Source organism: Pseudomonas sp. SGAir0191 (assembly GCF_002812565.2).
GTDB classification, from domain to species: Bacteria; Pseudomonadota; Gammaproteobacteria; order Pseudomonadales; family Pseudomonadaceae; genus Aquipseudomonas; species Aquipseudomonas parafulva_B.
The window spans coordinates 3,474,085-3,487,742 of the sequence record NZ_CP025035.2 but is presented as its reverse complement, the minus strand read 5'-3'; the positions used below and the strand labels follow the sequence as shown (position 1 = coordinate 3,487,742).

The window sequence follows — 13,658 nt, the reverse complement described above, 5'->3', positions numbered from 1 at the left end:
GAGTTAGCGTATGTCTTACAACATTGGCTTAAGTGGCCTCAATGCAGCCAACAAGGCCCTGAACGTGACCGGCAACAACATTGCCAACGTCGCCACCACCGGCTTCAAGTCCTCGCGCGCCGAATTCGCCGACCAGTACTCAAGCTCCATTCGCGGCACCAGCGCCGGCCGTACCACCGTTGGTACCGGCGTAAGAACCGCCGCCATTTCCCAGCAGTTCAGCTCCGGCAACATCAACGGCACCGGCCAGGCGCTGGACATGGCCATCGACGGCAACGGTTTCTTCGCGCTCAACGACAACGGCTCGAAGATCTATACCCGGGCCGGTGCGTTCTACAGTGACAAGCAGGGCTTCGTCGTCAACGCCGGCGGCGCCAACCTGCAAGGTTATGGCGTCGACGAAAATGGCCAGGTGGTCCAGGGCGTATTGACCAACCTTCAGATCGACACGGCCAACCTCACCCCCAAGGCCACGTCCAAGATCGAGCAGACGGTCAACCTCAAGTCCAGCGATGGCGCGCCTACGGTCACCCCGTTCGACCCAGCCGACGTCAAGAGCTACAACTTCACGTTCTCAAGCGACGTGTACGATAGCCAGGGCAATGCGCACCAGTTGAACCAGTACTTCATCAAGGATGACACGTCCAATTCCTGGAAGATGTACAGCACCATCGACGGTCGCAACCCACAGGACCCGACCTCCACGCAGCCGCTGATCAATGACCTGCCATTCAAGTCCGACGGCACGCTCAACGCCGATGCCCTCACGCCTGGGCCGGTGGCCGGTGGCCTGTCGATCAATGCGAACAAGACTTTCAACCTGGACAACTGGATCCCCGCGCAGAAGAACGCTGCCGGCCAGTGGTCAGCCAACGGCGCCAATGCCAACCCCGGCGGCGTCAGCCTCGACATGCTGGGCATGACCCAGTACAACGCCGCCTCGGCCGTGACCGCCAAGGATCAGGACGGGTTCGCTACCGGTGAGCTGTCCAGCCTGTCGGTAGACAAGGGCGGCTTCCTGTTCGCCAACTTCACCAATGGCAAGAACAAAGTCATCGGCCAGGTCGCCATCGCCAGCTTCGCCAACATGCAGGGCCTGACGCCGATCGGCGGCACCAACTGGCAGGAGTCCTTTTCGTCGGGTGTCCCGGTGATCGGCGCGCCAGACACCGGCACCCTGGGCCAGATTGCAGGTTCCTCGCTGGAAGATTCCAACGTCGACCTGACCGGCGAGCTGGTGAACCTGATCAAGGCGCAGAGCAACTACCAGGCCAACGCCAAGACGATTTCCACTGAAAGCACCATCATGCAAACCATCATTCAGATGAGCTGATGGCGTGGCAAGACGTGACACTCAGGGTTTTAGGGCAGTGTCGATGAAGCATGCCTGGTTGTTGTCCTTTCTGCTGGTGATAGGGGGCGTTGGTGCCAACTGGGCAGAGGCCGCCCCAAGGCCTTTCTTCCTTTGGCAAAGCCTGGTCACCGGGCGATACATCTGCGTCCAAGGCAACCCGGGTTCAGGCTGGACCCGGTTTGCCGGCCCCTACAAAAACGGCGCCTGCCGCGATCACTGATCCAGGCGCTTTTGATCCGATGCCAACAAACTGACACCGACGGTAAAGCCGTCGCGCTGAAGTGCCCGATTCACCGGGGTGCCAAGCTGGTTCGATTATTGCTAGACCCTGCCTGATGACAGCGCGGTACTGGCGCGCGGAGGAGATGCTGTGGACAAATTGCTTTACGTGGCCATGACCGGCGCCAGCCAGAACGCGCTGGCCCAGAAGGCCCACGCCAACAATCTGGCGAACGTTTCCACCAACGGTTTCCAGCGCGACCTGGAGCAGGCCCGCTCGATGCCGGTCTTTGGCGACAGCTTCCCGGCGCGCGCCTTTGCCCTGACCGAGCGCCCAGCCACCGACTTCAGCGAAGGGCCGATGATCGAAACCGGTCGCGACCTGGACGTGGCGGTGAGCGGCCATGGCTTTATCGCCGTGCAGGCCCCCGACGGCAGCGAAGCCTATGTGCGCACTGGCAGCCTGAACATCGACGCCCTTGGCGTGTTGCGCGCCGGCAACGGCATGCCGGTGATCGGCAACGGCGGCCCGATTGCCATTCCACCTGAGCAGAAGGTGGAAGTGGGTGCCGACGGCACCATCAGCATTCGCTCCATGGGTGAAGACCCACGGGTGATGGCCGAGGTCGACCGCATCAAGCTGGTCAACCCGGACACCAAGGGCCTGAACAAGGGCGCAGACGGCCTGATTCACACCGCCAGCGGCCAGCCGGCCGATGCCGACGTCAATGTTCGCGTGGTCTCGGGGTTTCTTGAAGGCAGCAACGTCAATGCGGTGGAGGAGATGACCTCGGTGCTGGCGTTGTCCCGCCAGTTCGAGCTGCACGTGAAAATGATGAGCGCAGCCAAGGAAGGCGATGAAGCCATGGCGCGGGTTTTGCAAATCGGCTAATGACATTTGAACGGGTGCCGTAAAACAGGCGCGCGAGGAGAACTTACATGCTTCCAGCTCTATGGGTCGCCAAAACCGGCCTGTCCGCCCAGGACACCAACCTGACGGTGATTTCCAACAACCTGGCCAACGTGTCGACCACCGGCTTCAAACGTGATCGCGCCGAGTTCCAGGACCTGCTGTACCAGATCCGTCGCCAGCCAGGTGCCCAGTCCACCCAGGACAGCCAGCTGCCCTCCGGCTTGCAGGTAGGTACTGGCGTGCGCATTGTCGGCACCCAGAAAAGCTTCGTGGCTGGCAGCCTGCAGACCACCGAGAACCCGCTGGACATGGCGGTCAATGGTCGTGGTTTCTTCCAGATCCTGCAGCCAGATGGCACGGTTTCGTACACCCGTGACGGCACCTTCCACCTCAACTCCGATGGCCAGATCGTCACCGCCAACGGCTATGCCCTGGAGCCTGCCATCGTCGTGCCCAACGACGCGCAGACCTTCACCGTCGGCCAGGACGGTACCGTATCGATCACCACCGCCGGCAACCCGGCCGCCCAGGTGATCGGCAACATCCAGACCGCCGACTTCATCAACCCGGCGGGCCTGCAGGCCATCGGTGGCAACCTGTTCCTGGAAACGGCCGCCAGCGGCGCCCCCCAAGTCGGCACCCCGGGCCTGAACGGCTTCGGTACCACCTTGCAGCAAACCCTGGAGAACTCCAACGTCAGCACCGTGGAAGAGCTGGTGAACATGATCACCACCCAGCGCGCCTACGAGATGAACTCCAAGGTCATTTCTGCCGCCAACTCGATGCTGCAGACCGTTACCCAGCAGCTGTGATCCCAGCAACTTCCGTAGCACCCGTGAGGTATGCATCATGAATCGTCTGTTGTCCGTTTTCGCCCTGGGCGGTGCGGTGTTGCTTGCAGGCTGCGTCGCCCCCGCGGCCAAGCCCAACGACCCGTACTATGCGCCGGTGCTCCCGCGCACCCCTTTGCCGGCAGCGGCCAACAACGGTTCGATCTACCAGGCCGGTTTCGAGCAGAACCTGTATGGCGACCGCAAGGCATTCCGCGTGGGTGACATCATCACCATCACCCTGAACGAGCGCACCTCGGCCAGCAAGAACGCAGGTTCCCAGATCCAGAAGAACAGCAAGGCCAGCCTTGGCCTGTCGTCGCTGTTCGGGGCCAGGCCGAACACCAACAACCCGTTCGGCGGCGGCGACCTGTCGCTCGATGCCGGCTACAGCGGTGATCGCACCACCAAGGGCGACAGCAAGGCCACCCAGGGCAACACCTTGACCGGCTCGGTGACCGTCACCGTGGCCGAAGTGCTGCCCAATGGCATCATCGCCGTGCGCGGCGAGAAGTGGCTGACCCTGAACACCGGTGAAGAGCTGGTGCGCATCGCCGGGCTCATCCGCGCCGACGACATCGCCACCGACAACACCGTACCGTCCACGCGGGTGGCCGATGCGCGCATCACCTATTCCGGCACCGGCTCGTTTGCCGATGCCAGCCAGCCCGGGTGGCTGGACCGCTTCTTCATGAGCCCGCTTTGGCCCTTCTGAGTACCCTGACCATGCTCAACCTGAGGCAATTGCTCACCGCCACCTTGCTGCTGACCTGCGCCTGCGCCGCGCAAGCCGAGCGCCTGAAGGACATCGCCAGCATCTCGGGCGTACGTTCCAACCAGTTGATCGGCTACGGCCTGGTGGTCGGCCTGAACGGCACCGGCGACCAGACCACGCAAACGCCTTTCACCGTGCAGACGTTCAACAACATGCTGTCGCAGTTCGGCATCAAGGTGCCGCCTGGATCGGGCAACGTGCAGTTGAAGAACGTTGCCGCGGTGTCGGTGCATGCCGACTTGCCGGCCTTCGCCAAGCCAGGGCAGGTGGTGGACATCACCGTGTCGTCGATCGGTAACTCCAAGAGCCTGCGTGGGGGTAGCCTGTTGATGACCCCGCTCAAGGGGATCGACGGCAATGTCTACGCCATCGCCCAGGGCAACTTGGTGGTGGGCGGCTTCGATGCCGAAGGCCGCGACGGCTCGCGGATCACCGTCAACGTGCCGTCTGCCGGCCGTATCCCAGGCGGCGCCAGCGTCGAGCGGGCAGTGCCAAGCGGTTTCAACCAGGGCAACACCCTGACCCTGAACCTCAACCGCCCCGACTTCACCACCGCCAAGCACATCGTCGACAAGGTCAACGACCTGCTCGGCCCTGGTGTGGCCCAGGCCGTGGATGGCGGTTCGGTGCGTGTGAGCGCGCCGATGGACCCCAGCCAGCGGGTGGACTACCTGTCGATCCTGGAAAACCTGGAAATCGACCCGGGCCAGGCAGTGGCCAAGGTGATCATCAACTCGCGTACCGGCACTATTGTCATCGGCCAGAACGTCAAGGTATCGCCGGCGGCGGTAACCCACGGCAGCCTGACGGTGACCATCACCGAAGACCCCATCGTCAGCCAGCCGGGCCCGCTCTCCAACGGCCAGACCGCCGTGGTCCCGCGCTCGCGGGTCAATGCCGAGCAGGAAGCCAAGCCGATGTTCAAGTTCGGCCCGGGTACCACGCTGGATGAAATCGTCCGAGCGGTGAACCAGGTGGGCGCCGCGCCCGGTGACCTGATGGCCATTCTCGAAGCCCTGAAACAGGCCGGCGCCTTGCAGGCCGACCTGATCGTGATCTGAGGACGGCGTCGATGAACAGCAAGAGCCTGGTTTCCGGCAGTGTCGACAGCGGTGCCTTCACCGACCTCAACCGCCTCAATGCCCTCAAGCATGGTGATCGCGACAGCGAAGCCAACGTGCGCAAGGTGGCCCAGGAGTTCGAGTCGATGTTCATCAGCGAGATGCTCAAGGCCTCGCGCAAGGCCAGCGATGTCCTGGCCGACGACAACCCGATGAACACCGAGACGGTCAAGCAGTACCGGGACATGTACGACCAGCAGTTGTCGGTGAGCATGTCCCGCGAGGGTGGCGGTATCGGCCTGCAGGATGTGCTGGTACGCCAGCTGACCAAAAGCCGCAGCGCCGCCGCCAATACCAGCCCGTTCCCGCGTGGCCAGGCCGGCCCGGTGTTGTGGGGTAGCAAGGTCGCAGACCCGGTCCACGCCACCCAAGCGGCCAGCACTCGCAACGACGTCGCCGCGCTCAATGCGCGGCGCCTGGCGTTGCCCAGCCGCCTTACCGACCGCCTGCTGGCCGGCATCGTGCCTACTTCGGCCACGGCGCCCGTCGGCGCGGCCCCCGCAGCCCCCGTGCGCGACGGCCAGCAGCCGGCCAAGGCCTTTGCCGTGCCCGAGAACGGGCTGCGCATTACCGGCCGTGCCATTGCCCAGCCGCCGCTGGCACCGAAAAAGGCCTTCACCGACAGCGATTCGTTCATCGCCACCATGCTGCCAATGGCCGAGCAGGCCGCCAAGCGCATCGGTATCGACCCGCGCTACCTGGTCGCCCAGGCTGCGCTGGAAACCGGTTGGGGCAAGTCGGTCATGCGCAACAGCGACGGCAGCAGCAGCCACAACCTGTTCGGCATCAAGGCCACCGGCAACTGGCAGGGCGAGCAGGCCAGGGCCATCACCAGCGAATTCCGCGACGGCCAGTTCGTCAAGGAAACCGCCCAGTTCCGCAGCTACGACTCCTACCAGGACAGCTTCCACGACCTGGTGAGCCTGTTGCAGAACAATTCGCGCTATCAAGAAGCGGTCAAGTCGGCCGATAACCCTGAGCAGTTTGCACGCGAGTTGCAAAAGGCCGGTTACGCGACCGACCCGGGCTATGCGAAGAAAATCATCAGCATCGCCCAGCAAATGCAGAAGACACCGCAATACGCCATGGCTGGCAGCACCACGAACCTTTGAAAGGACTAAATCATGTCGAGCCTGATTTCGATCGGCCTGAGTGGCTTGAGTGCCAGCCAGGCGCACCTGTCGGTCACCAGTAACAACATCGCCAACGCCGCCACCAGCGGCTATTCGCGCCAGCAGGCCATGCAAGTGGCCGGTGCCTCGCAGTACATGGGCGCAGGTTTTCTGGGCAGTGGGACCACGCTGGCAGACGTGCGCCGTATCTACAGTGCCTACCTCGACAATCAGTTGCAGACGGCGACGTCCCTGCAAGCCGATTCCACGGCATTCCAGGACCAGATCACTGGCATCGACAAGTTGCTCGCTGACCGGGACACCGGCATCAGCTCGGTGCTCACGGCCTTCTTTTCGGCCCTGCAGACGGCGGCAGCCAAACCGGGCGATGTGGCTTCGCGGCAATTGCTGCTGACCCAGGCGCAGACCTTGAGCAACCGTTTCAACGCCGTCAGCACTCAACTGACCCAGCAGAACGATGTGATCAACTCCCAGCTCGATACCTTGGCGGGGCAGGTCAACAAGCTCACCACCAGCATCGCCGAGTACAACAAGCAGATCGTGGCCGCCAGCGGCACCGGCAGCACGCCCAACAACCTGCTCGATGCCCGCAGCGAAGCCGTGCGCCAGTTGAACGAACTGGTGGGCGTGACCGTTCAGGAGCGTGAAGGCAACTACGACGTGATCCTGGGCAGCGGCCAGTCGCTGGTGACCGGGAGCAGGTCCAACCCGTTGTCGGTTCAGCCGGGGGTGGCCGACAAAAGCCAGGCGACCTTGCGCATCAACTACGAGTCGTTCAGCTCGGACGTGACCTCGGTGGCCACCGGCGGCACCATCGGTGGCCTGTTGCGCTACCGCCAGGATGTGCTGACGCCTTCGATGAACGAGTTGGGCCGCGTGGCGCTGGTCGTCGCCGACAGCATCAATAGCCAGCTGGGCCAGGGCCTGGACGCCAACGGGCAGTTCGGCAGCTCGCTGTTCTCCAGCATCAACAGCGCCAGTGCCATCGCCCAGCGCAGCCTGGCCTCGTCGAACAACAGCGCAGGCTCGGGCAACCTCGATGTCACCATTGCCAATAGCGGCGCCCTGAGCACCTACGACTACGAGGTGAAGTTCACCAGCGGCAATCAGTACAGTGTGCGCCGCTCCGACGGCACCGACATGGGCTCGTTCGACCTCAATGCCGACCCTGCGCCGGTCATCGATGGCTTCAGCCTGTCCCTCAAGGGCGGTGCGGTGGCCGCTGGCGACAGCTTCAAGGTGATTCCTACCCGCTCGGCCGCCACCGGTATTACCACGGTGCTCACCGATGCCAACAAGCTGGCGTTCGCCGGTCCCGTGAGCGCTGCCGTTGGCAGCGGCAACAGCGGCACCGGCACCATCACACAACCCAACCTCGGACAAGCGCTGGATATCTATGGCGGAGCCGACACGGCCCTGACGCAGCAGGCGATCAAGGACGCCATGCCCGTGCGCGTGGTGTTCGACGCAGCCAGCGGTGGGTCCCAGGGCTACAAGCTGTTCGATGCCAAGGGTGCGCAGATCGGCACTGGGACCGTGGTGCCAGGGCAGGACAATAAGCTCTCGCTGTCGATACCGATGCGTGACGCATCGGGCAACCCGATTCTCGACCCCAGCGGCAATCCGCGCACTTTCGCGCTGGAAACCACCATCGGCGGCAGCCCGGCGACCAACGACAGCTTTACCTTGTCGTTCAATGTCGATGGCAAGGCGGATAACCGCAATGCCACGGCGCTGCTGGGCTTGCAGACCAAATCCACGGTGAACACCGGTTCGGGTGGTGGCACCAGCTTTACCTCCGCCTATGCCTCCCTGGTCGAGCGGGTGGGTGCCAAGGCCAGCCAGGCTACCATCGATACCACGGCGACCCAGGCCGTGCTCAAGTCGGCCAGTGAGAGCCGCAGCGCTGTGTCCGGTGTCAACCTCGATGACGAGGCGGCCAACCTGGTCAAGTTCCAACACTATTACACGGCGTCGTCGCAGATCATCAAGGCGGCGCAAGAAACCTTTAGCACCTTGATCAACGCCTTGTAAGGAGAAGCGACCGTGCGTATTTCCACTGCCCAGTTCTACGAATCCAGCGCCAACAGCTACTCGAAGAACTTCTCCGCCATGAACAAGACCAACGATCAGGTCACCTCCGGCGTGCGTATCCAGACCGCCGCCGACGACCCTGTCGGGGCGGCACGCCTGCTGCTGCTGCAACAGCAGCAGTCGCTGCTGGACCAGTACAGCGGCAATATCAACACTGTGAGCAACGCCTTGCTGCAGGAGGAGAGCGTGCTCGCCACCATCAACGATGCCATGCAGCGTGCCAGCGAACTGGCAATCCGCGCCGGTGGTGCGGGCGTGACCGATGCCGACCGGGTATCGATCAGCACCGAGCTCAAAGAGATCGAGGCCAACATCTTCGGCTTGCTCAATTCCCGCGATGCCAACGGCGACTACATGTTCGGCGGCTCCAAGAGCACCACGCCGCCGTATGTGCGTAATTCCGACGGGACCTACAGCTACCATGGCGACCAGACCCAGTTGAGCCTGCAGGTTTCGGACACGTTGAACCTGGCGACCAACGACACCGGCTTTAGCATTTTCGATTCGGCCAAGAACAAAAGCCGCACCGAATCGAACCTGCTGGTGCCTGCCGTCGATGATGGTGTGGTGGGTGTTTCGCCTGGGTTGCTTAAATCGAGCAATACCTACAACGAAAGCTTTACCGCAGGCCAGCCCTACAAGCTCACGTTTACCAGCGCCACCCAGTACATGATCACCGATGCCAACGGTAACGACATCACGTCCGAAACCCCGACCAATGGTCACTTCGACCGCCAGACCGAAGGGGCCAACCGCATTGCCTTGCGCGGTGTGGAGTTCGAGATCACCGTCACGTTGGAGGAGGGCGCCGATGCTGATGCGGCGGTGGGTGGGCGCGAGTTTTCCCTGGCAACCCGTCCGGATTCATTTACCACGACCCGCGGTGCAGGCAACCCCTCCACCGCACAAGTCACCGGCAGTACCGTGAGTGATCCCGAGGCATATCGCAGTACATTTCCAAGCAACGGCGCAGTGATCAAATTCACGGGGCCTGGCAGCTATGAGTTCTACGCGCAGCCGCTGACTGCCGACAGCAAGCCGGTAGCGACAGGTACGTTCACGGCACCGTCTCTGACGGTTGCCGGGGTGACCTACCAGGTCAACGGTTCCCCTGAAGCCGGTGACCAGTTCGCGGTGACAGCCAATAATCATCAGAATCAGAACGTGCTGGAGACAATCAGTCAGTTGCGCGCTGCGCTCGATACGCCGGTCACTGGGGCTGCCGTTGCCAACGGGCTGAAGGATGCAGTGGCGTCGGCGCTGGCAAACCTGGGCAGTGCTCGTGAGCAGGTGGATATCACTCGCGGTTCGATCGGCGCACGCGGGAACTCGCTGGAAATTCAGCGACAGGAAAATACCAGCCTGGGGGTCGCCAACAAGACCACGCAGAACGCCATCGGCAATACCGACATGTCGCAGGCGGCCATTACCCTGACCTTGCAGCAGGCCATGTTGGAGGCTTCTCAGCTGGCATTCTCGCGCATCTCGCAACTGAGCCTGTTCAACAAACTTTGAGCTGACGAGCGCATCACCAGCAGGGCCTGAGGGTCCTGCTGGGGCGCGCTCAACCGTGTCGTAGCACTTATGGCCAAGCGTTCCCAGCGCTTTTAGTGAGTGCGCCGTGTCCGCCCACATGACCCATTGACCATGTCCTGATATGGGACGTGCTGGCCGCCTGTCCCTGACTTTCGTTGCATTTCAATGTGACCAATGAGTCAAAACGGTCATCTTCCCTGTATTCTATGCAGCAGCTGTTGCAGCATTTTGTTACCGGTGCGCAGGCAGGCTCTGCTCTATCCCCTCCCCAGGCGGTGACGCTCCGGTTTTTGGCGCCCTCAATCGATCGAGTGGTGGTCTTTGGCTGTTTTCATTGGGAAGCCAGAATGATTGGCATCAAGAGTATCGCGAGTTACGTGCCCACCGCTGGCCTGGACAACTACGTCCAGGGTGCGAAGTTCGGCAAGGACGAAGAGTTCATGTTCGGCAAGATCGGTGCGTCCTTCCTGCCACGCAAGGCCCCGGAGCAGGAAACCTCTGACCTGTGCGTGGAGGCCGCCCGGGCACTGTTCGCCAACAACCCCGACCTCGATCCGCAGTCGATCGACGCGTTGATCGTGGTGACCCAGAATGGCGATGAAGAAGGCCTGCCGCACACGGCCGCCATCGTCCAGAGCAAGCTCGGGCTGTCTACCCGCGTGGCAGCGTTCGATATTTCCCTGGGCTGCTCGGGGTATGTGTATGGGCTGTATGCGATCAAGGGCTTCATGGAGGCGGCGGGCCTGAAGAACGGGCTGCTGATCACCGCCGACCCGTATTCGAAGATCGTCGACCCGGAAGACCGCAATACCACCATGCTATTCGGCGACGCGGCCACGGCCACCTGGATGGCCGATGGCGCAGTCTGGAAGCTGGGCGAGGCGCGTTTCGGCACCGACGGTTCGGGTGCCGAGCACCTGAAGGTATCCGATGGCACGTTCTTCATGAATGGCCGGCAGGTGTTCAACTTTGCTCTGGTCAAGGTGCCGGCGCATTTGCACGAGCTGCTCGATGCCAGTGGCCTGCAGTCTTCGGACATCGATGCGTTCTGCATCCACCAGGGCAGTGCGGCGATCGTCGATGCGGTGGCTCGCCGGTTCGAGGAGCATCACCCGGAGAAATTCGTGAAAGACATGCTCGAGACGGGCAATACCGTGTCGTCCAGCGTACCGTTGCTGCTGCAAAAGCACATGCTCGACGGCAGCTGGAAGCGGGTGGCTGTGAGCGGGTTTGGGGTGGGGCTGTCCTGGGCTTCGGCGATTCTTTATCGGGATTGATGGGTTTAGACCAAATTCCAGGATCGCCCTGCGGACCAACGCGGCCGGTGCCAACATAAGCGGCGAAGCTGGAATCTTAGGGCCGCTGCGCAGCCCATCGCGGCGCAAGGCCGCTCCCACACGAATTGTGTGACGCCTGAGTTGAGACTATCGCAGACCCTGGTGGGAGCGGCCTTGCGCCGCGATGGGCCGCGCAGCGGCCCCAACAACTCCTGACGCGAAGCTGCACGCCTGAAACCTCCGCCCCATTCCCGTTCGGCCTCTCGTTCGCCACGTCATTCATCAACTCCAAGACAGCCCCATCCCCCCCATCACCCACCTAATCCGCTTTTTGACGCCAAAATTCCGCGCTTAACCCCTTGATTTTCCAGGGCTGGCCGCATGCCAGCATTTTTTTTTAAAAAAACCCCTCAAGCAACCGGGCTATCCGACGATAACCATTACGAAGGTTCTCTAGGCCAATCCGGCGGTTGCCAAGGCCGGAAGCCGCAGCACCCATACAACGAGGATTTCGTCATGGCTTTAACTGTAAACACCAACATTGCTTCGGTTACTACCCAAGTCAACCTGAACAAGGCCAGCAACGCTCAGGCCACTTCGATGCAGCGTCTGTCCTCGGGTCTGCGTATCAACAGCGCCAAAGACGACGCTGCCGGCCTGCAGATCTCCAACCGTCTGACCAGCCAGATCAATGGCCTGGGCCAGGCTGTCAAGAACGCCAACGACGGCATCTCCATCGCGCAGACCGCTGAAGGTGCTATGCAGGCTTCGACCGACATCCTGCAAAAGATGCGCACCCTGGCGCTGTCCTCGTCCACCGGCTCGCTGAGCGCCGAAGACCGTAAGTCGAACAACGACGAGTATCAGGCACTGACCGCCGAACTGACCCGTATCTCGCAGACCACCACCTTCGGTGGCCAGAAACTGCTGGACGGTTCCTACGGCACCAAAGCCATCCAGGTCGGCGCCAACGCCAACGAAACCATCAACCTGTCGCTGGACAACGTTGCTGCCAACAACATTGGTTCGCAGCAGCTCAAGAGCGTTACTGCAGCGCCTAAAGCCGATGGTTTGACTGGTGGCGATATCGTCGTGACCGGCAACGGCCAGAGTGAAACCTATACTGTGGGCGCTGGTGCCTCTGCCAAGGAAATCGCCAAAGGTCTCAATGGTGTGATTGGTGGATTGTCGGCAACTGCGAGTACTGAAGTGAGCTTCAGCGTGCTGGCTGCTGCTGGGACCACGCCTGTAAGTTTCACCATGGAAGTCGGGGATCAGAAAGTTGATATCAAAGGCGTGACAGACACTGCCAGCCTTGCTGACCAACTGAAATCCAACTCCGCTAAGCTTGGTATTAGTGTCAATTTCGATGAGACAGCGGGTACTTTGTCGATCAAGTCCGATACTGGCGAAAATGTGAAGTTCAGCGGCACTACCGCAGGTGCAGGGATTGAAGTTGCATCCAAAGGTGGTGATGGCAAGTTCTCCACCGGCGCTGCCATTGCAGATGACCTGGTTGCCACCGGTGCCGTTGCCCTCGATTCGGCTAAGGGTTACTCACTGAGCGGTGCGGGTGCTACTGAAGTATTTGGTACTGCCTTAACCTCCAAGAAAACCACCATCTCGCAAACGGACGTGACCGACTCCACCAACGCTCAGAACGCTCTGGCGGTGATCGACAAGGCCATCGGTTCGATCGACAGCGTGCGTTCGGGCCTGGGTGCTACCCAGAACCGTCTGCAAACCACCGTTGACAACCTGCAGAACATCCAGAAGAACTCCACCGCTGCCCGTTCGACCGTGCAGGACGTGGACTTCGCTTCGGAAACTGCCGAGCTGACCAAGCAGCAGACCCTGCAACAGGCTTCCACTGCGATCCTGTCCCAGGCCAACCAGCTGCCTTCCTCGGTTCTGAAACTGCTCCAGTAATTCAGGCGCCTGAGTAAAGGGTGAAAGGGCGCGTTTACGTGCCCTTTTGCCGTTTTATACATGAGGAGTTCGGAGCATGGACATCAGTGTCAAGCTGAACCAGGTGTATCCTTCGGTCGTACCTGCGTCCTCTGTCATGGACAAGGAGGCCAAGACCCCTGCCAAAGTGCAGGAAGCCGCCGCGCCTGACGGTCAGCCGCACACGCGCGAAGACCTGGAAAAGGCTGTCGGTGATATTCGCGAATTCGTACAGTCCAGCCAGCGTCAGCTGGATTTTTCCATCGATGATTCGACGGGGCAGGTGGTGGTCAAGGTTATCGCCACCGACTCGGGCGAAGTCATCCGCCAGTTGCCTTCCGAGACAGCGCTCAAGTTGGCGCAAAGCCTCAGCGAAGCCGGCAGCCTGCTGTTTGAAGGCCGCGCGTAGGCTGGCATGATTTTTGTTGTTGGTGGCTCTTTCAAGGATTTAATCGCCAA

Annotated in this window: 11 protein-coding genes; all 11 read left to right on the top strand. The window is 61.6% G+C overall.

Annotated elements, in window-relative coordinates:
• Positions 1-10: 10 nt before the first annotated feature.
• The 11 genes from flgE to CWR53_RS15470 all read left to right on the top strand — a co-directional run bounded on the left by flgE (position 11) and on the right by CWR53_RS15470 (position 13,608).
• Entirely contained in the window at positions 11-1,333 is a 1,323-nt protein-coding gene (gene flgE / locus CWR53_RS15525; protein ID WP_100852005.1) for a flagellar hook protein FlgE, read from the top strand.
• A 391-nt stretch (positions 1,334-1,724) separates the two neighbouring features.
• A complete protein-coding gene (locus CWR53_RS15515; protein WP_023533964.1) occupies positions 1,725-2,465 on the top strand; it encodes a flagellar basal body rod protein FlgF in 741 nt (246 codons plus the stop codon).
• 47 nt (positions 2,466-2,512) lie between these two features.
• Positions 2,513-3,298, top strand: a complete 786-nt coding sequence (flgG, locus tag CWR53_RS15510; protein ID WP_023533986.1) for a flagellar basal-body rod protein FlgG — start codon at positions 2,513-2,515, stop codon at positions 3,296-3,298.
• A gap of 37 nt (positions 3,299-3,335) precedes the next feature.
• On the top strand, positions 3,336-4,031 hold the full coding sequence (gene flgH / locus CWR53_RS15505) for a flagellar basal body L-ring protein FlgH (protein WP_058606133.1): 696 nt from the start codon (positions 3,336-3,338) through the stop codon (positions 4,029-4,031).
• An 11-nt stretch (positions 4,032-4,042) separates the two neighbouring features.
• Positions 4,043-5,152: a flagellar basal body P-ring protein FlgI gene (locus tag CWR53_RS15500; protein ID WP_058606144.1), complete on the top strand. Its 1,110-nt coding sequence runs from the start codon at positions 4,043-4,045 to the stop codon at positions 5,150-5,152.
• 11 nt (positions 5,153-5,163) lie between these two features.
• The gene (gene flgJ / locus CWR53_RS15495) at positions 5,164-6,324 is read left to right on the top strand and encodes a flagellar assembly peptidoglycan hydrolase FlgJ (RefSeq protein WP_100852003.1); all 1,161 of its coding nucleotides are present in this window, start codon (positions 5,164-5,166) and stop codon (positions 6,322-6,324) included.
• A gap of 12 nt (positions 6,325-6,336) precedes the next feature.
• Positions 6,337-8,379, top strand: coding sequence for a flagellar hook-associated protein FlgK (gene flgK, locus CWR53_RS15490; RefSeq protein WP_100852002.1), 2,043 nt, complete (start codon positions 6,337-6,339; stop codon positions 8,377-8,379).
• Positions 8,380-8,391: 12 nt separating this feature from the next.
• Positions 8,392-9,954 (top strand): flagellar hook-associated protein 3, encoded by a 1,563-nt coding sequence (locus CWR53_RS15485; protein ID WP_078478888.1) that lies wholly within the window; start codon positions 8,392-8,394, stop codon positions 9,952-9,954.
• A 368-nt stretch (positions 9,955-10,322) separates the two neighbouring features.
• Positions 10,323-11,252: a ketoacyl-ACP synthase III gene (locus CWR53_RS15480; RefSeq protein WP_058606129.1), complete on the top strand. Its 930-nt coding sequence runs from the start codon at positions 10,323-10,325 to the stop codon at positions 11,250-11,252.
• Between the two features lie 516 nt (positions 11,253-11,768).
• The gene (locus CWR53_RS15475; RefSeq protein WP_100852001.1) at positions 11,769-13,181 is read left to right on the top strand and encodes a flagellin; all 1,413 of its coding nucleotides are present in this window, start codon (positions 11,769-11,771) and stop codon (positions 13,179-13,181) included.
• Positions 13,182-13,257: 76 nt separating this feature from the next.
• A complete protein-coding gene (locus CWR53_RS15470) occupies positions 13,258-13,608 on the top strand; it encodes a flagellar protein FlaG (RefSeq protein WP_058639136.1) in 351 nt (116 codons plus the stop codon).
• Positions 13,609-13,658: the final 50 nt, after the last annotated feature.